Here is a 20,983-nt window from a genome sequence, read left to right as displayed (position 1 = left end):
GTAGCTTGATCCCAAGGGAGTAAACCCATTTGGCTCTTGATTTGCCTCTGACAGGTATTTTGGTCCATGTGAGTTACTTTAAGAGTGTTCTTAAGTGGTCGAGTCTCCGGAACGAATCTTCAAAACCCCCCTTCCTATTGCGTAAAGCCCAGGTTGTTTTATAAAGATCAAGAACGGGAATCAATTCTTTTAAAAGCTCTTTCCGATCACTTTTCTTCAAATCATTCACTGATTTAATAGCGGGATTTTCAAGAAGTACGATTCCAAATTTGGCGGCAAAAGACAAAGCATCAATCACCCAATGATATTCCTGGAGCACTAAACCACCCTCCCATCCATCGAGAGCCGCTTCTTGCAAGTGTTTTTTTGATTCAGAAAGTGTCTCAATTGCCTTTTGCAATCCCTCTTTAGAAAGAGATTCCAAAACCTCTCTATCCGGCAAATCATTGTTAAACACAAGAATCCGCAAGAGAGCTGAACAGCATGTCAGAGTTGAATTGGGCTTTAACACCTGCTTGTAGACATCGCCCACTTTTAAAGAAATCTGGCCCATTTTGTGGTTTTTATCATGAAACACATGGTTATCGAGCAAAAGCGGCAAACTATCGGAAGAAAACTTCTTTGCCGAACGGGTGTTCCACGAAAAGCGGGCGCCAAGATAAAGTCCTAATTGACTTACGGACAAAGGATGATGATGACCGTTATCACCCCATTCAGTGATAAGATATCCGGCAGCTCCATTCTCTTTGCCTTTCAAGGCAGCCTGAGACAAATTTTTTATGGCATCATCAGCTCTGCCCCCGATTGAACTCCAGCTGCATGTACTAGGACATACAAACCAGCGAATGCCGTTTTCATAAAATTTCCGTCCCATCTCAAAAGGAAATTCATCCTCGTACCCCCAAAGCAGAGGCACGACATCTTTAGGAAGTTGACGGATTAACTCGTCTTCCGTAATGATAAAATCCGCCCAAAACTGCATGACACGATCGTTACCAAAACTCTTCACCAACTTGTAGATGTTTTGAAGGTAGTCAAAATAGACTTCTGAAATGCCTTTTTTTCTAATCAGAGCCCGCGATTTCTCGCCCCCTCGCACCAAATCATTCGGCTCATCCAATCCGACATTGATCGTATGGCAAGTGAAGTTCGGCAACAGCTCTTTGTAGAGTCCTTCAATCAACTCAAGAGTACCTGGGTTCGTCGGGCATAAGCTATACCCCGGATTACCCTCATGCTCGTAGTTCTCCCGTTCCAGATTTTTTTTGGAAACCGTAGAAGGAGTTTCAGCCAGCTCTTTATATCCCTTATGCATTATCCAGCGGTGCATGTGTGCCAAGCTGTTTTGATTCGCTACAAGTTCAATGTTTTTTCTTTTGCAATATAGATCCAAGGCCTGTATCTCTTCCGGCAAAAATGGAGACGCATTTTTCCATACCGCCTTATGCTTTCTATACGCAAAAACATGTTCAAAATAGAGCTGAAACTGATTGATTTTATACTTCGCTAATCGATCCACCAAGCGGTATAACGTTTCCATGGATGGAACCTTGTCCCTGCTGACATCGAGAAGGAATCCCCTTACAGAATAATCCGGCCAGTCATGTACGGTTAGGCATGGCAACTTAATTCTGCTTCCCGCAATTTTCGATGAACTATCCACTACCTCCAAAAGGGTGACAACAGCCCAGAAGGCCCCTTGCTCATCATGTGCAACGATCGAAATGCCTTTCTCGGTTATATTAAGAATATAACCTTCATTTTCAGGAACGACATCCGCATCGATGCCGATGGAAATGATGTGTTCGGTATCATCGGAAATCTTCAGTGCTACTTTGCGATCCGCCAATTCGTCCTGCAAATATTCAAAGACGCGCTTCAGTCCATTTCCCAATCCGACGGAAACATCAGCTCCGAGTTTAAGTGAACCTTGAGTGAAAGCAACCTCATGGGGCTCGACTGCAAACAAATTAGTGTCCAGCGAGGAACTAGATAGAAGGGAAGATGGTGAGAATAACGAAGAAGACGATGATACATCCATAAAAAAACCCAGCCTCTAAATACATGCATTTTTTATATTATAAACCAAATAACATAAAATTGAAAAACCACTTTATCGACCACTCAAATAAAAAGATCTTGAACACAATCATTTAAATACTAATTAATAAATCAATATTAACACTAAAAGACCTTCAAGATTTACCCTTTTAGCTCCAAGATATTCGTGGGATCGAATGACACTCACCTCATATTTCTAATATTAGGTAACTTGTGGTCAGTCAATTGCGAGAACATTCACTAATTTTTTTGTGGTTTGTTTGGTTTTCATCAAAAAGGAAAAATCACACCCCTTTTAACAGTATGATGAGCATCGCCCAACTGGGCAAGCAATGGCAAGATACTGTTTATAAAGGAGTAAATAGAAGGTAGCAGCAGAGATATAGGGGTAGTTCACCCACAAGCTCTTGCTTCTAAGAGCAAGAGCTTAAGGGAATGAAAGAAAATTAAGCAGAAACTGCTTTGTTGAATCGCTCCTCGACATTGCTCCAGTTCACGATCTGCCATATGGCTTTAACATAGTCGCCCCTGACGTTCTTATACTGGAGGTAGTAGGCGTGTTCCCACACGTCGATGCCAAGCAGCGGAACCAAGCCTGTCATAGAGAGCGGATCTTGGTTTGAGCATATGGATGTCTCAAGACACTTTTTCTTGGGATTGAAGCCCAGCCATCCCCATCCGGATCCTTGGATCGCCACCGTCTGGGCACTGAAGTCTTGGACAAACTGATCGAGCGAACCGAACTGTTTCTTGATCATCTCCGCAAGCTCGCCTTTGGGAGGCTCGCCGCCACCTGCGTTTTTGGGAGCTAAATTGTTCCAGAAAATGGAGTGGTTGATGTGTCCGCCGCCATTAAAACGAATTTGTGGCTGAAGGGCGATCTGTGCGTCGATATCCCCTTTTTTTTCGGCCTCTTCGAACTTCTCCAGCGCGACGTTTAGGTTGGTGACATAAGCGTTATGGTGCTTATTATAGTGCAGATTCATGATCTCGGCATTGATTACCGGCTCTAGCGCTTCCAGTGCGTAAGGCAGTTTGGGAAGTTCAAATTTTTTCGCCATGGTTAGACTCCTTTTTCCTCGATATTGAGCCTTTTTTTATAAAACATCAACACTTCGAGAAAACCTCCTCCAGTCTTTTCTCTGTGACAGGACCGATTGCTTTCAACTTCAGATTTTTAGGGAGGGGACAGCCGGCGAAGGCCTGGACGAAACCATCGACAGTTGAGGGACTTGTGAACAGCACCTCATCGAAGTCATTGAGCGAGGGCTTGTTCGATTCATCATAGGATATTTTCGTTTCATAGAGTACGGGATCGAAATAGATGGCTCCCCGGTCGAGAAGAAACTTTTTCAGGACATTCCTGGAGAGAGACGATCTGCCGCAAAACACAGTCCGGCCCCGCAACGGGTGCTTCTTGAAAAGAGCGATCAGCCCCTCCTGCGTCTCCTCCTCAGGAATCTGGTCCACTTGAATTCCTCTCTCTTTTAAAGCGGAAGCCGTTTTCTTCCCCACGGAGAAGACTGTCTTCCCTTCAAAGGAAGCGCCTTCCAAGAGGCGAAGAAGGGGATCGATGGCACTCTTACTGGTGAACAAAACCCATTCGGCCTGAATAAAGGAGGAGCGAAGGCGCTCTTTTTCATACACGGTAAAATGAAGCGGAAAAATAGCGATCACAGGATAGTGAGTGATGTTTGCCTCGAGGGGAGGCTGCAGCCCAAGATAGAGAACGCGCGGTGCTTCCTTCATCACTGCTTGAAGTGGAGGCAGGAAAAAAGCTGCTGCATCTCGGAGTCTCCCTCTCTTGCCAAGATGGCAAGACGCCCCTGCCCCGGAACCGTTTCACCCGGGAGGCGGACGCGGTTTAAGTGAGTCAATCCCAAACGAATCAAGGCAGCCTCCGCCACAACAACCCCGTCGGCTTCTCTCCTGTCCAGCTTCAAAAGACGCTCTTCAATGGTTCCCCGAAGGTCGATAAAGGTAAAATCATCTTTAAGTTTCAGACACTCCTGTTCCCTTCTTTCGGAGGATGTCGCGATCACGGCCCCTTTTTTTAAGGTGTCTAAAGAATCACCATGCCTTAAAACGAGGGAGTCGGCGGGGTCAACACCCTTTGTCAGGGCGATCAGACTCAACCCTTCAGGCAAAGGATCCGGCAGGTCTTTGGCGGAATGGATGGCAATTCTGACCGACCCGTTAAGCAGCATCTCATCGATCTCTTTTGTGAAAAAATCGGTTTTTCCGATATCTCTCAAAGAGGTCGCCTTGTCCTTATCCCCTGCGCTTAAAGCAAAAACAGGCTCAAATGAGATCTCCGGGAAGTTCGTTCGGATCAACGCGAGCACCTCGGCCACTTGCGCTTTAGACAGATTGGAGCTCCTCGCTCCTACTCTAATCTCAATTGATACAGGCATCGATCGCCTCCTCGATAAAATCAGCTCCTACAAGAATAATCCCTTCCCTGGCCTCTTTCGAGAGACCCTTCATATTCCTCTTAGGCAAGATAAAGCGCTTGAACCCCATGTGTTTAGCCTCTTTGATACGGCTTTCAATCCGGGCTACCGGGCGCACCTCTCCGGAGAGGCCGACCTCTCCTGCCATACAGGTATTTCTGTCGATTGGCTTACTGCGGAAAGAGGAGGCGACGGCAAGGACCAAAGCCAAGTCAAGACCCGGCTCGACAATCTTTAAACCGCCGGCAACAGAAACAAAGACATCGCAGCGATAAAGAGGATAGCGGACTTTTTTTTCTAAGACGGCAAGCAAAAGAGCCAGGCGATTTTGATCGATACCTGAAGACCTTCTCATCGGAGCCGGAAAATTGGTTTCACTAACAAGGGCTTGCGCCTCGATCAGGATCGGCCGGTTGCCCTCAAGGGCGGCAGAGACGGCAGCTCCGGGCACTTCCAGCACCCGTTCCGCCAAAAACAGCTCGGAGGGATTCGGCACCTCGGCAAGGCCCCCTTTCAACATCTGAAACACGGCGACCTCGTCTGTCGGGCCAAAACGGTTTTTGACCACTTTGATCATCCGGAAATTGTTCTGTTTGTCGCCTTCGAAATAAAGGACGGTGTCGACAAGATGCTCAAGCACTTTCGGGCCGGCGATATCCCCTCCCTTCGTCACATGACCAATAATGAAGGTCGTAATGGCTCTGCCCTTCGAAAGCAGCATCAGCTCCTGCGTCGTCTCCCGCACCTGGGTCACCGACCCCGGGGCAGAAGGAAGATCGGCTTTGTAAATCACCTGAATGGAGTCAACGATCAGCACATCGGGATTGATGTCATCGATCTCTTGGAGGATGTGATTGAAATTGGTTTCTGCAAGAAGAAACAGCCCCTCTTCCTCGATTCCAAGACGCCGGGCTCTGATTGTCGTCTGTTCGACGGACTCCTCACCCGTAACATAGAGAACGGTTTTTCCCTTATTGGCAATCCGTGCCGAGAGCTGCAGCATCAGGGTGGACTTGCCGATGCCGGGTTCTCCTCCCACCAAAGCGAGCGATCCAGGCACAATGCCGCCCCCGATCATCCGGTCAAACTCTTTTATCTCCGTCTCAAAGCGGGTTGTTTCTTTGAGGGTGACATCTTTTAAGCGGATGGGTTTTGGTTTCTCGGTGATGCGGCTCTTTTTGGCATCGAACTTTTCCACAAAGCGGACCTCTTCATGGAAAGTATTCCACTCAAGGCATTTGGGACACTGTCCCGTCCACTTCATCTGCCTCGTGCCGCATGTGGCACAGGCGTATTCAGTTCGTTGCTTATCTTTGATCGCCATGAAGCGCCTTTTTAGAGAGTCTCTTTAAAAAAGTTCAGGCTTGAGTTTTTTCAGGGCTTCACAAGCTGCCTGCTGCTCAGCCTCTTTTTTGGACGATCCCGTTCCCTCGCCAAGAGTCTTATTTTTAATCAGGACGGCAACTTTGAACGATTTCTTATGATCGGGCCCGGTTGCCTCAAGGACGTTGTAAACAGGCATTTCCTGAAACGTTTTCTGCGACAGATCCTGCAGGATCGCTTTCCAGTTCTGCAGCGGCATCTTCAGGATTTTGTCCACTTCGTTCATGAAGTGGGAGAAGAAAAAATTCTTGCAGGCATCAAATCCGCCATCGAGAAAAAGTGCTCCCATGATCGCTTCAAAAAGATCGGCCTGGATCGACAGCCTTCCCTTTCCCTCATTGAGCTTTTCCCCTTTGCCAAGCAAGATAAACTCGCCGACTCCAAGCTTTTGGACGTAATGAGCACATGACTTTGCCTCGACAAGACGCGAGCGCAAAAACGAGAGCTCCCCCTCCCGGGTTAGCGGAAGATTTTTAAAAAGAAACTCCGAGACAATAAGACCTAAGATAGAGTCGCCCAAAAACTCAAGGCGCTCGTTATGCTCCTTGATCCCTTTGTTTTCATTCACAAAAGAGCGGTGGACAAAAGCGAGCTCCAAGAGTCTTTTGTCATGAAAGACGGCGCCTAACTTTTCTTCGATGAATTTGAGATTGACTAACGAATGATGTTTTTTTTCCATGGCCTAAATCGTAACGAAAGGATTGATTTTGCTTAAGTCAAAAAAGGAAAGAGAGAGAAACAGCCGGTCCGGCAGCAATTTTTTATCCAACAAGCGTAAGTCTTTGACGGATCGTCCTAGCCTTTTGGAGACTTTCCGGAAGCTTTTCAAAATTTGGCAAAAGGAGGCGGGCTTTGAAAGGACTTCGCGATGACAAGCCTCAAGTCACCTAATATCAGAATCTTTCAATCTTAGAAAACTCTCTCTCCTTGCCCAATGCCGAATTTTGAGGCGCTTGCGATATACTTCCGGATCCACGGTTCGAGATGGGGAGTGATTCCCCTTTCATCGCAAAACTTTTGGATGCTTTGAAGAAGTGCCTTTTCCTCGAAAAGGAAAAGTGAATGGGCCATCTTGCCAAGGCGCACCTGATAGTTTGTCCAACGCTGCTTGCTGTTTTGAACCGAAGTATCGTAAGAGGAATCCCAGCCCCAGGAAAGAAGAACCAGCCGCACCCCATTTCGGTACGACTCCATAAACTCGGGATCGGCTTTCAGTTTTGCAATGTCCTCTTTGCCAAGTTGATATTTATCCCCCTGTCCCGCGCTAGAGCGATCGGTGGGAAACATCCACCAGTCAAACCCACTGTCCCTATGCGCTGTATGCTCTCGTAAATGCTGCCACTCGCCCTTGGCAGCCAACGCCTCAAGTTTCATAAGGTGGCTTTTCTGCTTTCTTTTGAGCTCTTCGGTTCCCACAAAACCCGTTGCAGCTCCCAAGGGAAGCATCGGTTTAGTATGCATCGGCAGGTGACTAATGGAGCGGCTTTCCGCTAGATTCACGCAAGCGAAGACCGCGAGATATATCCCGGCTGTCAGAATGGACAAAGCAACCATGGTAATCACCGACATGACCTTGACGGGCAGAGAGTGCCGCTCATTCAAGGGATGAAAAAAGAAAGTGCAAACAGAATTAACTAGCATATAAAAACAGGTTTATTTTTAAAAAATTGTATTACAAATGATTGTTTGAAATCAATTAAATCATCATAGACAGCCTTAATCTAGCCAAAAATTTGTGCCCAACCCCAGTGAATATTTGATTTTAAAGGGTTGTACCCCAATAATGGTTGATCTTCCGGATATGAAAAATTAAAATGTGCAGTATGGAACTTATTGTTGGCAGCGATGAAATTTTTTCCTTTGAAAGCAAGGGATTTGTAGAACTCCCCGGTATCTTTACGGAAAAAGAGCTTACCAGGCTGAAAGACTCGATTGAGAGCACCTTGGAAAAGCGCTACGACGCTTCCAAAGAGAAGTTCTACCGCTTCAAACCGAAAGAGTGGTACCTCAAAAGCCGCGACCTTTTCCGCGACTCTTCCGATATCAGAAGAGTGCTGCTGAACGGCAAGCTGGGGAAGGTGTCCGCACAGCTGATCCATCAAAGGCCCTTGAGGCTCGCTGCCGACCAGTGGCTCTTTGGCGGCGAACCCCTGCCTTTCCGCAACAACCTGATGAAATCCTTCCCTTTTCAGGGAACGCTCATGGGAGCGATCATCTGCCTCGGGGGCGACAATTCAATATCCCAAGACAAAGAAGAGGGTGCACCCTCACTCTTTTTCTCCAAAGAACCCGGCCACGTCGTGCTCTTCAAAGGAGGCCTTCCACTCGACTTCGCTGAAGACTACACCCCCCCTGCCTGCTGCAACTATTTAACCATCGTGATAGCCAAGCAGAAATCGATATACACATTGCAAGAAAATGACCCATGCACCCATCATCTGAAAAATTTAGGGTTTGGATTCGGCGACAGACTTAATGACGTGGAGCATCCCTACCTCATCCGCTAAGTCGACAGGATCTTTTTTTGGCTATGACATGCTCCCGGGAAACTCATCACACCCTCCACGTCATGGACTCAGGAGTTCTCCCCGCTCAAGAAAACATGGATCTCGATTTTGCCCTGTTAAATGGCTTGGAGAACACCCCTAGAACGTTGATTCGATTCTACCAGTTTCCCCCGGCATCGTGTACACACGGCCTCTTCATGAAGCCCGAGCTTTTCTTCGACCGAGAAGCTGTCGCAAAAATGGACATGCAGATCGCCAAGCGCCCTACCGGCGGCGGCCTCATCTTTCACACTTTCGATTTCACCTTTTCCTTTCTCATGCCGATCGACCACCCGGTTTTCCCACAAAATGTCAAAGAGAGCTACCGGCTGATCAATTCCCACGCCCTGAGAGCTGTCAAAGAGGTCTTTGCGGTAGAGCCAGAATTGGCAGCAGACGGGGAAAAGACCGGATCTCCGCTGGGAGGATTCTGCCTTGCCAAGGCGACAGTCTATGATATTATGCTCCATGGGAAAAAAATCGGCGGCGCAGCGCAGCGAAGGACCAAATCCGGACTCCTTCACCAAGCGAGCATCACCCTGGCGCTTCCGGAATCAGACCTGTTGCACGCTCTTTTGCCCGGCCACCCCCAAATCGTCAGCGCCATGCTCAGCAGCTCATGCCCCCTGCTGAAAACGAGCCCGCCCTCGCCTCCGTCTCTGGAAGCGGCCCGGTCAGCCCTCAGAAAATCACTGATTGCGTCCTTTACTCCACTATTCACACTCAGTTGAAATTTTAAAATCGTTTACTTACCCCACACCATTTCTTAATACCTCCTTAACAAAAAAACGTTAAGATAAGCACTTTCCAAACCAATTAAATTCAATTAATCCTCTGAGGAACTCAAGATGAACAAGAAGATCCGCCTGTCTCTCGTCCTGGCGTTTGCATGCGCATGCCTTGCCCTATTGCCGCACGCGGCTTTTTCAGCCACCCTGCACACCATTATCTTAGGGGACACCCAAGACAGAAGCATCGGTCGCACCGTCAATCTTGATGTCAACAAAATGAAAGAGCATGGCAAGACCATTTCGAAATACTCGGGCCTTGAGCTCAATGAAATCGTGATCACAGGCAGCAACCTCAATTCAACCAACATCATCACTTCACTCGAAAACCTGCAAGTTAGCGATGATGACGCCATCATCCTCTACTACTCCGGACACGGCTACAGAACAGATAATCCCCAAGACAACATCTGGCCCAACATCGCCCTGCCGGGTTGGAAAGGGATCAATCTGGAGTACATGACGGAGATCCTGATCAACAAAAACCCCCGTTTCATCTTGGCGATTGGAGATATCTGCAACAACGTCATCCCGGAAAAATATGCACCCGAAACCCTGATCAAGCGCGACTTTTTCCAAGACGAAGAGAACATCAGTGCTAACTACCGAAAGCTTTTTGCGGAGACTAAAGCGGTTATCATCGCATCAGGCTCCTCCCCGAAACTCTACTCCTACTGCGACGAAGTGCGCGGCGGCCATTTCACGTATCATTACCTGCGCTTTCTTGGACAGGCAGTGAACAATCCAGCCGGCACAGCCGATTGGGACCATATCTTATCGGAGACGCGTTCCGTCCTTTATCAGCAGCAACAACCCCAATACCAGATCATCTGGATGAACTGATTGCAACTTTATCAAGAGGTAGTCTATGAGTAGGATAAATTTAAGTGATGTCATGAAAAAGTACGCCATTACAGCCTGTCTCTTAATCCTGATTTCGTTTGTGGCGGCAGCTTGCGGTATGCGAGGCGAAGCTAAAAAAGAGATCAGCCTCCCCCTTTTAAGGGAAAGAGTAGGTGGAGAGGCTTTGGAGACTATCCATCAAGCCGGCTTAATAGAGGTTGAAGAAATCGGGCCAGCCAAGGACAAAGGACATGTCTACACCGGATTTGGCAAGCCTCTGTCAGACAGGCAAGCAGAACAGCTTAAAAGACTCATCCTCAATGATGAAAACTTCGAGTTTCACCGGATGAAGTCCTGCCTTTTTGTCCCCAAATCAGCCATGCATTTCAAAGCTCGTAACCAAGAGACGGTAACCGTCCTTTTCAGTCCCTGGTGCAAGCAGATCAAAGTGATCAGGCAAGATAAGGAAACCATCTTGGAAGCGGATGCTATTTCCGATTCCATCGAACGCATACTGCGCCTGAATGAAGAGGACCGCTCATGAAATCTTTGATTTTCGCCTGCATCCAGCCAAGCGCCAGGTGGTGGCTTTTTCTTATCCTCCTTGCGTTTTCCTCTTTCAGCGATGCGGGCGAAATCAAGGCCATCTTGCTCTGCGACACTAGAGCGCAGAACCTGGAAAAGTCAGTGAGCTCCGACTTAAAAAATTGGCAGGCAGAACTGCAAAGGATTTCGAAAGGAACAGGCCTTCCCCTGGTTCTTTACACCTTCACCAATGAAAAAGCCGGCAAACCTTTCGTTGAGGCGCTCAAAGAGATCACCATCCACGAAGACGACGTGGTGTTCTTTTACTTTTCAGGCCACGGCTTCAGAACCAATTCCAAAAGCGGCAATCAGTGGCCCAATCTCTACCTCACCTCCGACAAGATCGGGATTGATTTCTACGCCGTCTTTCAAAGCCTCTCGGCCAAAAAGCCAAGGCTGCTAATCGCCCTATCTGACTGCTGCAATAACGTCTTACCGGAGAAGAGCGCTCCGCCGGTTGTCCCCATCCATGCCTACAAGCACTTAAAACCGATCTCATACCAGCAGGCAAACTATAAAAGGCTGTTTTTGAAAACCAAAGGGACCATTCTTATCGGGAGCTCGATCCCCGGAGAGTTTTCCTGGGGAACGGAAAGCGGGGGCCTCTATACACTGGCCCTCTTAAGGTTTTTGATTGAAGATGTAAACTCACCAAAACCCGCCGATTGGCATGTTCTCTTAGATAAGGCAGCCAAGCAGGTGGTCAGCAGAAACCTGGGGCAGACTCCCCAATACGAGCTAAACATCAGCTTAGATTAGAAACCGTCCACACATCCCCGGAAGCATATCTAAATCTGAGACGTTCAAACGCTTTCGGTATAAAATGGAGGAGTTTCAAAAAAGAGCGGAAAAACCGATTCTTATTCCCCAGAATTTCTGCCTTGTATCGGCGAAGTCGAAAGGAAAGTTTTCCTTCTTGCCATATCTGCTGTGGCGGTAAAAGAGCTGTCCCTCCAAGGCACCTTTGCAGCCAAAACAGGCGCCCCACATTTTTCTGAAGCCAGTTTCAACATCCCACTGCATCTTACTTTTGAACAGCTGATGGATTTCAAAGAGCTCGGGATCGTCTTTGATGACACATTCGGGATCGAATGGTTTTTTCCCCTGGAAAGAGAAGGTGTAATACAGGTCTTCTTGCTTCCTCCACTCAAAAGTCAGCCCTCCGAGGGCATAGAGAAAGTGAACCTGCATATTCACAGGGATCGGCGAAGGATCGACAAATCTGTTTTCTGAACGGAAGTATCCTCCTCCTGCAAAGGGAGCGACGACAAAAGAGTCTCTCTCTCCAAAACAAAAAGACCAGCCTCCCCGTCCGAAATACTCCTGCGAGTCATAGCGAGATTTTATTTTAAATCCCGATCCTGTTCTACCCCTTAGTGTTCCTTCATCACCGACAGCCCTGCCCAAGAGGTAGATTCCTGAATTTTTCAACCGTTCATACTCGCAGCCATAGCCTAGGAGTGCCCCTTTCTGGTGCGTTCCTCCCTGCCTTTTACGGCTGACACGCCCTCCCTCGGCAAAAGCGGAAAGCCGATGGGGCCCAAACACCAAAGCCGCGTCAAGCGGAGCCATGGTGGTGAGTAGCGCGATCAGGTATATGAATCGAATGAAGGGCATCAGCACACAGCCTACATGTCGTAGCGGTCGTCTTTACCGGGCTTTTTGGCATTGTCGAGCAGCGTCTGAACAAAACCGGACCAATCCTGAGCATAAATCGGCTTTTTGACCTGGCTGGGATCAATGCCGACTTTCGCCGCGAAATCGGCAATATACTCTTCTTTCATATTGTTGCCGTCATACGCTTCCTGCAAACTTTCGGCCATTCCCTTCATGAAGGGTTTCCACACCAGTTTACGGCCGCGGGCATTGAAGAGGGCGGATGTCGTATCGTTGGAGGTAAAAATCTCCTTCCAGATATTCAAGGGATGAACAGTCGAAAATCTCTCTCCCGCCTTTTTCATTTCGCCCTCGTACTTGTAGAGCTTAAAGAGCGGTTCGTTACCAAGGGTCAGCACGATATAGCGGATTGCGTCCAGCTCGGTTTTGTTCGTCTGGCGGTAGTAGTCTCTTGTGTCTAGGGCAGCTTTAGCGGCCGGATTCTCAAAACTGACGCGCGTGAGCCAGCCAGCCAGCGCCACACCCCGTTCATTTTCCAAGAGAGTCCGAGCCTCTTCAATAACAACCGAAAAGGGCGCCCTATCATCCACTTCCAGACTGACCACCTCCCCGCTGTCTCTTTCTAGCAGCAACTCAGCGGACTCAGCGGCTGATCCATTCAAAAGAAGCGAACACATCAAAATTCCGGCCTTGTGCATGAAATCTCCCATAAGTTAAACCTAATTTTTCAAAAGCTGAAGAGTAAAAGAGCGCCCCCATGGAACGCCTGCTATATTTCATTGCCTCGCAAATTATGATTTTCGGCTTGCCGGCGGTCGATCTCTACATCCGCTCGACAGAAAATGTCTTTCTGAACACTGCCTCCGAAGAAGCTAGCCCCACAGAGCATCTCGGCAACATTCTTCTTGCTCCTGCACAATATCTATTGGATGGGTATTATGCCTACAAAATTTTTGAAAACGGTAAAGAAAAAGTCTTTCTCCGAGAACGATTTGACTACCAACGAAACTTCATCCGGAATGCTACCCTCTCCCTGATTTTAGCCCCCTTACTGACCCCTCATGGCATGCTGATCAAAGCGATTGCCTACCTCGGCGAGGAGACGCAGGCCAGGCATCGGGCTATTCAGGAAGAGCTTCTCAACCCTGAGATTAAAAGCAACAACCTCTACCTTCGCTCTATGGGCATTCCTATTCCTTTTGCCCGATCAGAGAAAGAGCCGCTGATCGCCCAAAACTTTAGACGCAGACCTGGAGATGAGCATCACCTCAAAGATGAAAAAGAGGCCCTGAAAGCCATCAGCGCCCTGTTACAAAAAGAAAACATCACCTATTTTGCCGACTGCGGCACATGCCTTGGCGCCTATCGCTACAGAGGGGTCATCCCATGGGATAATGACATTGATATCGCGATTTTACAACCCGACTTTAAGCGAACCAAGCAGGCTTTAAAGAAACTCAACCCGGACTTGTATCAAGTCCAGGACTGGTCAAGCCGCGGCAGGCGAGACAGCTACCTCAAGGTTTATGTCAAAAACACAGGCTCCTTAATCGACATCTACTGCTACGCGATCGATCCGGATCTCAAGACACTGACCTACATCATATCGGGCGAAGAAAACATTTTCTTGCCTGAGCAGTGGAAGGAACGTGAACGGCGCTATATCGCTCCCGTCTCGTTCGACACGATTTTTCCCCTTAAGATTGCCACTTTGGATGATATCGAAGTGCCTGTCCCAAACAAGACGGCAAATTACCTGAAAATCCGGTATGGTGAAAATATCAGCCCCTGCCACATCTTCGATGAGCAAGAAAACCGCTATGTCAAAGACTTAACCCATCCCTATTGGAGCCAAGAGTAAGAGACAGTCCCTAACCTCAAATCAGTATGCTTTGCCGCAACATGCCCAATTTTGCCGAAATAAAAAGATGAGGAACGAGCCACTCTCTGTTCGTAGCGCTCCGAGTTGTCTTATCCGCACCCTGCTGCAACTGCGAACGAAGTATCCCGAAAGCATCTATAAATTTGGCCTTGAGGTTGAGAGAAGGCCACGCAGCACTACAATTGACTGCTAATTTCCTCAGATTTCCGTAATTTAAGCGATTTGCAGTCTTGGGGACTGTTCTCTTTGCCAAAAGCCAAATTTTGAGACAATTTCGGTATATACCCTAAAAAACCCCTCCTTAAAACGGCAGACAGATGGACTCTCTAATTTCACACTTCCGGCCTCGGTTGAATATTCCCGATGCCTCATTCACCTTGATCGAGCATGATAACGCCATGGTCGCCCTTGTTTACCTAGTCGCCGGGGAAGGAGGCCAGCAATTTATCTTGAAAATCAGCCCTAAGGCCGAAGATTACAAAAGAGAAAAACTGCTCTTAAACCATTTCTCAGGGATAATCCCCGTACCGCGCCTTTTTAAGGAACTCGAGCCTTTCGACAGCTATCCCGGAGCTCTTCTGATGGAGCGAATACCCGGAACGCTCCTCACAAATAAAACTCTCAGCGAAGAGATTGCCTTCGAAGCGGGAGCCATTTTAGCGAAGATTCACCTCTTCCGCATCCATGGATTCGGAGATCCCGTCAACCCGGAAACCTTAAGCCTCGATCCCAAGGACTATTTCGCAAAAAAATTCGAAGAGGGTCTCTCCGAGTGCACAGGCAATCTCTCGGAATCTTTGCTGAAAAAGTGCCGGATCTACTTTCAGGAGCAGCTCCCACTCTTAGATTCTGCTGACGGCCCCTGTATTGCCCACCGCGATTTTAGGCCGGCCAATATTCTAACGGACGGCAATAAGATCACAGGAGTGATCGACTGGGCGGGAGGGAGGTCAGGCTTTGCGGAAGAAGATTTTTGCCCCATCGAAGATGGTAGCTGGGGGATGGATGAGAAGCAACTCCAGGCTTTCCGCCGAGGCTATAAGACCGTACGCCCGCTTCCTGCCACCGACAAAACACTTTCTTTAATGCAACTAAGTAAAGCGATTGCCACCGTTGGTTTCACTGTAAAGAAAGGGACCTGGAACACAAAGAACAAAGGAACCTATCTGCGCTATCTGCGATGGATTGAATTGTTTTTTCTTCATGAAAACAACACACCCACATCTTCCTGAAGGGCCCCATTCGGAGAGAGCACTGCACGAGATGCTCTCGCAGCGGTTTCTCTGTACGAAATAAGCCTTTTTCTTTGCCGAATTTTATGATAGTATCAATCAATTGTTTAGATTCGATCGAAAAAAGTTAGTTTCTTTTTCGGTCAAAATAAACGCAAATCATTAAGTTTGAATAGCATATAACAAGCTACCATCAGGAGAAACGGCACATGCTCCACCATTTCCGTAAGTACCAGCAGTATATCTATATTGTCGTCACTTGTGTGATCGTTATTTCTTTTTCCTTTTTTGGAACCTACGGCACATTATCGCAAGATACCCAAGACAACAGCCTGGCCTTCAAAGCTTATGATGGAACGCGTGTGACAAACCATGAGCTGGAGGAATATGTCCGCTTTTTCTCTTCGGACGCCATCGATAAAATCGCCTTCGGAGGAGTTGCCGGGCCTAATTTTCTAAATGATGGCATCATCGCGGAAGGCATCTTGCAAAACAACCTGGCCTTCCCTCTGTTCGAGGCGCTTAAAGACGATCTGAAAGAAGAGGCTCAGGCGCGGTTTGCCAAAGAGAAAAATTTCACTCCCTACAAAAATCCGAAAGCCCCCTTCTTAAGCGTTGAGTCGACCTGGAATTACTTCCTGCCTGAAATGACACGTCAGCTCTCCGTCTTAAAATCCTCCAACGACCCATTTGAAGAAGCCGCATTTCAGGCGAAGGTAACTCTCTACCTGGGACAAAGAAACCTACCCCCACACTACGTCAAGCAACTTCTCATGTACCAGCAGGCGCAGTACGGCGAGAAAATGGTCGACCGCGATTTGAGTACTGCCGACCTTTCCCTTTTTGGATATAGAGGCTTAGATGACTGGTTCGGCCATCAGTTTATCAAGGCGATGACTGCGTTCATCATCAACGGCTCGATGATCGCCGAAGAGAGAGGCTATGTTGTTTCTAAGGAAGAAGCGCTCGCAGACCTGATGCGGCTTGCCCTGGAAAGCTACAAAGAAAACAAATCCAGCCCCTACATGACAGCTCCGAACGTGACGCAGTACTTTCAGGAGCAGCTGCGCCGCATGCAGATGGATCAGGCCGCAGCAGTGCGCATCTGGCAGAGAGCTCTGCTCTTCAAGCGCTTGATGCAAGACACTGCAGGATCGCTCTTTATTTCGGCTATCCCCTTCAGGCAATTCCAAACGTTCGCCGGCGAAAAAGCAGGCGGAACCCTCTATCAGCTTCCTGAAGAATTTAGACTGAGGACCCCAAAGGATTTTGAGCTGTTTGAAGTCTATCTGGAGGCAATTTCCGCAGGAAAAGAAGAAAAAGACACACCCCTGTCTCTTCCTAAAAACCTCAAGAGCCTGCAGTTGATCAGTAAAGAGACTCCTGACATTGTGACCGAACGCTTCGTGCTCGATGTCGCGCGTGTAACTGAAGGTGACCTGCTGGCACGTGTCGGTCTCAAGGAAATGTGGCAGTGGCAAGTAAGCGATGCCGGCTGGACGCTTCTCATCAAAAACTTCCCGGAGCTCGGTCTTAAGGAATACAAGACCGCAAGCGCTCGTCAGGAAAAACTGGATGCACTAGACAGCGTAACCAAGCAGCGCGTCAATCAGCTATCAAGAAAAGAGATTCTGAAAGGGCACCCCGAATGGCTGGAGGAAGCTCTCGCAAAAGCGCCATTTGAGGAGATGACAATCAACATCTCCAACAGCAAAGCCACTTCGCCGCTTGCTGGACTCGACAGCAAAGAGCTCTTAGCCAACCTGAAGAAGGCAATCCCGGACAGTGATAAACCATTATCGATTGCAACCAAAGACGGCCAGAATACCTACCGCATCCGCATCCGGGAAAAGAGCGATGAGGCAGTCGTCATGACCTTTAAAGAGGCCAAAGAATCAGGCGTTTTGGAAAAGCTGCTGAGCGCAAAGCTCACAGCCCATTATGAAAAGATCAGAAGCGCCTCCCCTGACATCTATCAAAACAAAGATGGATCGTGGAAGAGCCTGGCTGAAGTGGAAAACCGTGTTGCCGAAGACCTCTTCAAAAAAACTTTGAAAGCGATGGAAAAAGAGGCTCCCAAAAAAGGTGATGGGCAAGCCATTGGAATTCGCGATCTCGCTCCCTATCGCTTCAAGCAATTTGCCAAAGAAGCGAAGAATAGCGTTGTCACAGGTAAAGGTCAGCAGCAGTTCATAAAAAACGGCGAAGAGAGCGGACTTACCACTCAGTGGCTGTTTGAAGCGGTTCCCTTTGAAAGCACAAAATCGTCTGCCAGACCGCCTCTCATGGCGGATACGAAGGGCATGGAATCGGGCGCCTACTCCGATGTCGTCGTTCAGCCAGAAGGAGATGTCTATTTCTTCTTGCTAAGAGACAAAGGGTCGTCCGCTCAACTCGGCAAGCTGGCGGAAAACGCCATGCAAATGCAGGAAATTCTGGGTGCTGAAGTCCAAAAACATCTCTTCAATGAACTTTTGAAGATGATGGAAGAGAAAGGCGCGCTCGATATGAAACCAATAAAAGCGGTTTCAGTCAACTGATGTGGCGAGAAGAGGAAGAGGGGCTGCCGCTTGCGATAGCCCCGATTAATTTTTTTGAGATCCGCACCAAAACTCCTTACCACGGGGGTAAAGCGCTCCCGTCCCTGACTACCAAAGAGGGCAAGGCCTTTTGCCTGCCTGACCTCTCCTTTCTGACAAGCGATGAGTCCTTTGGAGCTCTTGGCCTCGGTTGGAACGAGGAGGGGATTTTACTCCGGGCCGAAATAGACAAACCTTTCGAAGCCGCATTTTACCCTGATGCGACGGAAGGCGATAGCCTTGAAGTATTCATCGACACCAGGGATGTGAAAACCTCCGGGTTTGCAACGCGCTTCTGCCATCATTTTGTTTTTTTTGCGGAGGAGACTGATGGCAAGCTAGGTGCCGAGATATCCCGCTTCAGACAAGAAGACAGCCACCCTCTTTGCGACCACAATGATCTCATCGTGAAGCCGAAGAAAACCAAAAGCTCCTACGTCCTGGACATCTTCATTCCTGCCTCATGCCTTTTCGGATACGACACGGCTGAGTTCAACCGGATTGGATTTACCTACCGGATCAACCGATTCGGCAGCCTCCCCCAGCATTTTACTGTCAGAAGCGACGACTACCGCGTGGAAGACCAGCCCTCTCTTTGGGCCAGCGTGCAGCTCGTCCGCTAGAAATCGCACTCCTCCCCTTTTACCTCCCGTTCGCGCTCCGGGTATGCTACCGGGAGAAAGCAACGCCATGGATTCTGCAGTATTCGTCGACCACCTCTGTCAGATCGGCCACTTTGTGAATGTACTCACCGATCGCACAGCCTAGATTTTCCCATTGCGCTGCGAGTGTATCGGTTATCGAAGATGAGTTTTGCACATAGAAATCCCGGTAATACTTAGCGATCGCTAAGCGCTCCCGCACAAAGCAGAACAGCAAACTGGTATCTAGCCCTGCAAAAGCTCCTTGCACACATCGTCGAGCGGCATCCGAATTCCCCTTTAGGACATAGAGCCACATATTCTGGAGCAAGGGAGCATCAGTCACACTGGATCCTAAGCTCGTTGGATCGTTAAGCCTGACATCGATCAACCTCTCTCTTTCTAGCCCTCTTTCCGATAGAATTTTCAAATCAAAGCTTCGATATAAGTTCACGATATGCTGTCTTCTCTGTTCGAGAGAGAGATCCGCGAAAGCATTCCGCGTGACATCCACACCAGGAATCATAACCTCGGAGAGAGTGCGAGGAATAAACGGAGACGCAGACCCGTCCTCTGAGGGGGCACCCTCAATTGGAAACCTAGCTAAGAGAGCATCCGACGGATTAGAGGCGTCGATTAAAACCGTGACGGCAATTTCACCCCGAAAGCAGTCGCGCCAAAGATGTCTAACGTTTTGAAAAGCAAGAGCTATGAACCCTGTCAAAATCGTTGCAGCAATAGCGACAACAAGCCGAAGAGCTCGTTCAAGAAAGCCGATCCTTTTAAGGCAGTCAATCCCTACATATTTTCGACCGCCCCGCATTACAGATCCGCCCCCTGAAACCATCTCACCGGAATTTTCCTGCAAATCGTTCCTGAGGTCTTGCAAGGGCAAATACTGAGGATGCTTCTCGAACCAGTCGGCTTCAAAACGCTCTACTAACAAAATATTCATAACCTTTCAAAAATTAAACACATTGGCCTGTCATATTAAACAACAACGCCCCTTTAACGAAGAGAAAATATTACATAAAACCGAAAAAATGGACCGTCAGGTAAGCTTCGGGGTTGGTCAATCCATCAAAATTTATAACATCGAGTGCCAGGGACATGCCACTAGCTAGGGGAGGACTTAATAGTAATTATTTTTTTAAGAATGGACTGATAGGAGGTTTGGCGCCGACAGATGGGATGTCTTGATGGCTTTTCGTAATCCGGCTGAATTCAACCGGATTGCATTCACCTGGGCCATCAAGCGATGAGGCGGCCCCCTCTAACTCTTAAGTGCCGGAATTGGGAGGTCCAGCCCAAAGCTAACCATGGCATTTAGTCAATCGGAAATTCGATACCGTTCACAGCACATTGAAACGATATTGCTCCTTTCAGTACCCCGACCTTGCTAGCAAAATCTACCGACAAGCTACTGAACTTTTGCATCAACTCTTTCGATTCAATCGTTAGAGACGCCGCCATTTCCCTATTTAAAGAAAGGTAGTGACGCGATTTTGCATGCAAGTCTTTCACAAAATCAAACATTTCCTGAGAGGCGTTCTTGGAAATCAAGAAGTTTATACAGTTGACTAGTTTATCCACGTCTCCATGCAATATTCTCAACCACAGAAGCTTAAGAGTTGCCGCAACACTTCCCTCTATCACCTCATATCTAAGGGCCTCGATTGCTAAATTTAGCTCTTCAGGAGACTGAGATAGGCTTTTCAAATATCCTTCTTGAAGCAGAAGTTGTATCTGCCGAACTAAAGGATTGGCTGAAACAGTCGCTCCCTCACCTGTGTTTTCGCCTAGATCAATCGACGGAATAGCTCCGCCTGGCAATTGCGCTGTTTGCCCCCTCGATTCTCCTGCACCAGAAGAAGTTGTTCTTGTCAAAGGCCTATCCGGTTCCCCTGTTTTGGTATGGTCAGGAGTTTTGAAGAGAACATCGACTGTCACTTTTCCTTGGATAGCTTCTGCTCCAAGATTGCGCACTCCCTGAAAAAGAAGGCCAATAAACGCTGTAAGGATCGTTACGGCCACAAAAGCTACAAGTCTGGCGACTCTCCCCATGAAGGTCAAATCCTTGAGACAAGAAACCTGAGTATATTTCCGCCCCTCTCTTATGACGGATGTGCCTAGCCTATCTTCATCGCCCCCGTTCCTCTCTTCGGAAGAGTTACCTGAGCCCAACTTATTTGGATGGTATTCAGGGTTTTTGGCAAACCAATTCAAATCAAAACCATCAACAACAAGAGAACTCATCCATACCTGCATAAATAAATATTAAATATAGTAATGATAGTCCTCTATCTAAAAAAAAACAATAAATTTGATTATTTTCTCCAAAGAGAGAATCTTGATAAAAACTAAGATTAATAA

At 48.0% G+C, this 20,983-nt stretch carries 20 protein-coding genes; 9 read left to right on the top strand and 11 right to left on the bottom strand.

Features of this window, described 5'->3' with window-relative positions; all coding sequences use genetic code 11:
- Window positions 1-73: 73 nt before the first annotated feature.
- From ELAC_RS01340 to ELAC_RS01310, 7 genes are all read right to left on the bottom strand, one after another.
- On the bottom strand, window positions 74-1,969 hold the full coding sequence (locus tag ELAC_RS01340) for a glycoside hydrolase family 20 zincin-like fold domain-containing protein (protein WP_158227772.1): 1,896 nt from the start codon (window positions 1,967-1,969) through the stop codon (window positions 74-76).
- Between the two features lie 538 nt (window positions 1,970-2,507).
- On the bottom strand, window positions 2,508-3,122 hold the full coding sequence (locus ELAC_RS01335) for a superoxide dismutase (RefSeq protein ID WP_098037484.1): 615 nt from the start codon (window positions 3,120-3,122) through the stop codon (window positions 2,508-2,510).
- A 46-nt stretch (window positions 3,123-3,168) separates the two neighbouring features.
- Window positions 3,169-3,810: a uroporphyrinogen-III synthase gene (locus ELAC_RS01330; RefSeq protein WP_098037483.1), complete on the bottom strand. Its 642-nt coding sequence runs from the start codon at window positions 3,808-3,810 to the stop codon at window positions 3,169-3,171.
- Window positions 3,810-4,475: a hydroxymethylbilane synthase gene (gene hemC, locus ELAC_RS01325; RefSeq protein ID WP_098037482.1), complete on the bottom strand. Its 666-nt coding sequence runs from the start codon at window positions 4,473-4,475 to the stop codon at window positions 3,810-3,812. The genes ELAC_RS01330 and hemC overlap by 1 nt, the downstream gene beginning before the upstream one ends.
- The gene (gene radA / locus ELAC_RS01320; RefSeq protein WP_420810324.1) at window positions 4,459-5,832 is read right to left on the bottom strand and encodes a DNA repair protein RadA; all 1,374 of its coding nucleotides are present in this window, start codon (window positions 5,830-5,832) and stop codon (window positions 4,459-4,461) included. The genes hemC and radA overlap by 17 nt, the downstream gene beginning before the upstream one ends.
- A gap of 30 nt (window positions 5,833-5,862) precedes the next feature.
- Complete coding sequence (rnc, locus tag ELAC_RS01315) at window positions 5,863-6,576, bottom strand: ribonuclease III (protein WP_098037480.1); 714 nt, start codon at window positions 6,574-6,576, stop codon at window positions 5,863-5,865.
- A gap of 230 nt (window positions 6,577-6,806) precedes the next feature.
- Window positions 6,807-7,538, bottom strand: a complete 732-nt coding sequence (locus ELAC_RS01310) for a hypothetical protein (protein WP_143406404.1) — start codon at window positions 7,536-7,538, stop codon at window positions 6,807-6,809.
- 182 nt (window positions 7,539-7,720) lie between these two features.
- Between ELAC_RS01310 and ELAC_RS01305 the strand changes: the two genes are divergently transcribed.
- The 5 genes from ELAC_RS01305 (at window position 7,721) to ELAC_RS01285 (ending at window position 11,418) form a co-directional block, all read left to right on the top strand.
- On the top strand, window positions 7,721-8,404 hold the full coding sequence (locus ELAC_RS01305) for a hypothetical protein (protein ID WP_098037478.1): 684 nt from the start codon (window positions 7,721-7,723) through the stop codon (window positions 8,402-8,404).
- A 23-nt stretch (window positions 8,405-8,427) separates the two neighbouring features.
- Complete coding sequence (locus tag ELAC_RS01300) at window positions 8,428-9,174, top strand: lipoate--protein ligase family protein (RefSeq protein WP_098037477.1); 747 nt, start codon at window positions 8,428-8,430, stop codon at window positions 9,172-9,174.
- 117 nt (window positions 9,175-9,291) lie between these two features.
- On the top strand, window positions 9,292-10,074 hold the full coding sequence (locus ELAC_RS01295; protein ID WP_098037476.1) for a caspase family protein: 783 nt from the start codon (window positions 9,292-9,294) through the stop codon (window positions 10,072-10,074).
- A gap of 25 nt (window positions 10,075-10,099) precedes the next feature.
- Complete coding sequence (locus ELAC_RS01290; RefSeq protein WP_143406402.1) at window positions 10,100-10,618, top strand: hypothetical protein; 519 nt, start codon at window positions 10,100-10,102, stop codon at window positions 10,616-10,618.
- On the top strand, window positions 10,615-11,418 hold the full coding sequence (locus ELAC_RS01285; RefSeq protein WP_098037474.1) for a caspase family protein: 804 nt from the start codon (window positions 10,615-10,617) through the stop codon (window positions 11,416-11,418). The genes ELAC_RS01290 and ELAC_RS01285 overlap by 4 nt, the downstream gene beginning before the upstream one ends.
- Window positions 11,419-11,493: 75 nt before the next feature.
- On the opposite strand, the gene ELAC_RS01280 is transcribed toward ELAC_RS01285, so the two are convergent.
- Window positions 11,494-12,276, bottom strand: a complete 783-nt coding sequence (locus ELAC_RS01280; protein WP_098037473.1) for a hypothetical protein — start codon at window positions 12,274-12,276, stop codon at window positions 11,494-11,496.
- A gap of 11 nt (window positions 12,277-12,287) precedes the next feature.
- Window positions 12,288-12,974, bottom strand: coding sequence for a DUF8085 domain-containing protein (locus tag ELAC_RS01275; protein ID WP_143406401.1), 687 nt, complete (start codon window positions 12,972-12,974; stop codon window positions 12,288-12,290).
- Window positions 12,975-13,033: 59 nt separating this feature from the next.
- Between ELAC_RS01275 and ELAC_RS01270 the strand changes: the two genes are divergently transcribed.
- The 4 genes from ELAC_RS01270 (at window position 13,034) to ELAC_RS01255 (ending at window position 18,592) form a co-directional block, all read left to right on the top strand.
- Entirely contained in the window at window positions 13,034-14,137 is a 1,104-nt protein-coding gene (locus ELAC_RS01270) for a LicD family protein (RefSeq protein WP_098037471.1), read from the top strand.
- Between the two features lie 338 nt (window positions 14,138-14,475).
- Window positions 14,476-15,390, top strand: coding sequence for a phosphotransferase family protein (locus ELAC_RS01265; protein WP_098037470.1), 915 nt, complete (start codon window positions 14,476-14,478; stop codon window positions 15,388-15,390).
- A gap of 209 nt (window positions 15,391-15,599) precedes the next feature.
- Window positions 15,600-17,930, top strand: a complete 2,331-nt coding sequence (locus ELAC_RS01260; RefSeq protein ID WP_098037469.1) for a hypothetical protein — start codon at window positions 15,600-15,602, stop codon at window positions 17,928-17,930.
- Window positions 17,930-18,592 (top strand): DOMON domain-containing protein, encoded by a 663-nt coding sequence (locus ELAC_RS01255; protein ID WP_098037468.1) that lies wholly within the window; start codon window positions 17,930-17,932, stop codon window positions 18,590-18,592. Before ELAC_RS01260 ends, ELAC_RS01255 begins: the two co-directional genes overlap by 1 nt.
- 46 nt (window positions 18,593-18,638) lie before the next feature.
- Here ELAC_RS01255 and ELAC_RS01250 read toward each other — a convergent pair whose 3' ends face one another.
- Both ELAC_RS01250 and ELAC_RS01245 read right to left on the bottom strand, forming a co-directional pair.
- A complete protein-coding gene (locus ELAC_RS01250) occupies window positions 18,639-19,565 on the bottom strand; it encodes a hypothetical protein (RefSeq protein WP_098037467.1) in 927 nt (308 codons plus the stop codon).
- Window positions 19,566-19,936: 371 nt separating this feature from the next.
- Window positions 19,937-20,866, bottom strand: a complete 930-nt coding sequence (locus ELAC_RS01245; RefSeq protein WP_143406400.1) for a hypothetical protein — start codon at window positions 20,864-20,866, stop codon at window positions 19,937-19,939.
- Window positions 20,867-20,983: the final 117 nt, after the last annotated feature.

The organism is Estrella lausannensis, from assembly GCF_900000175.1.
Lineage (GTDB): Bacteria > Chlamydiota > Chlamydiia > Chlamydiales > Criblamydiaceae > Estrella > Estrella lausannensis.
Note: the sequence above shows the minus strand (reverse complement) of the source record. Positions and strands in the feature narration are given on the sequence as shown.

Bases quoted from the DNA above. Each gene is read 5' to 3' on its own strand.
- ELAC_RS01335 (WP_098037484.1), bottom strand. From the start codon at position 3,122: ATGGCGAAAAAATTTGAACTTCCCAAACTGCCTTACGCACTGGAAGCG.
- ELAC_RS01330 (WP_098037483.1), bottom strand. From the start codon at position 3,810: ATGAAGGAAGCACCGCGCGTTCTCTATCTTGGGCTGCAGCCTCCCCTC.
- hemC (WP_098037482.1), bottom strand. From the start codon at position 4,475: ATGCCTGTATCAATTGAGATTAGAGTAGGAGCGAGGAGCTCCAATCTG.
- rnc (WP_098037480.1), bottom strand. From the start codon at position 6,576: ATGGAAAAAAAACATCATTCGTTAGTCAATCTCAAATTCATCGAAGAA.
- ELAC_RS01310 (WP_143406404.1), bottom strand. From the start codon at position 7,538: ATGCTAGTTAATTCTGTTTGCACTTTCTTTTTTCATCCCTTGAATGAG.
- ELAC_RS01305 (WP_098037478.1), top strand. From the start codon at position 7,721: ATGGAACTTATTGTTGGCAGCGATGAAATTTTTTCCTTTGAAAGCAAG.
- ELAC_RS01300 (WP_098037477.1), top strand. From the start codon at position 8,428: ATGACATGCTCCCGGGAAACTCATCACACCCTCCACGTCATGGACTCA.
- ELAC_RS01295 (WP_098037476.1), top strand. From the start codon at position 9,292: ATGAACAAGAAGATCCGCCTGTCTCTCGTCCTGGCGTTTGCATGCGCA.
- ELAC_RS01290 (WP_143406402.1), top strand. From the start codon at position 10,100: ATGAGTAGGATAAATTTAAGTGATGTCATGAAAAAGTACGCCATTACA.
- ELAC_RS01285 (WP_098037474.1), top strand. From the start codon at position 10,615: ATGAAATCTTTGATTTTCGCCTGCATCCAGCCAAGCGCCAGGTGGTGG.
- ELAC_RS01280 (WP_098037473.1), bottom strand. From the start codon at position 12,276: ATGCCCTTCATTCGATTCATATACCTGATCGCGCTACTCACCACCATG.
- ELAC_RS01275 (WP_143406401.1), bottom strand. From the start codon at position 12,974: ATGCACAAGGCCGGAATTTTGATGTGTTCGCTTCTTTTGAATGGATCA.
- ELAC_RS01270 (WP_098037471.1), top strand. From the start codon at position 13,034: ATGGAACGCCTGCTATATTTCATTGCCTCGCAAATTATGATTTTCGGC.
- ELAC_RS01265 (WP_098037470.1), top strand. From the start codon at position 14,476: ATGGACTCTCTAATTTCACACTTCCGGCCTCGGTTGAATATTCCCGAT.
- ELAC_RS01260 (WP_098037469.1), top strand. From the start codon at position 15,600: ATGCTCCACCATTTCCGTAAGTACCAGCAGTATATCTATATTGTCGTC.
- ELAC_RS01255 (WP_098037468.1), top strand. From the start codon at position 17,930: ATGTGGCGAGAAGAGGAAGAGGGGCTGCCGCTTGCGATAGCCCCGATT.
- ELAC_RS01250 (WP_098037467.1), bottom strand. From the start codon at position 19,565: ATGAATATTTTGTTAGTAGAGCGTTTTGAAGCCGACTGGTTCGAGAAG.
- ELAC_RS01245 (WP_143406400.1), bottom strand. From the start codon at position 20,866: ATGAGTTCTCTTGTTGTTGATGGTTTTGATTTGAATTGGTTTGCCAAA.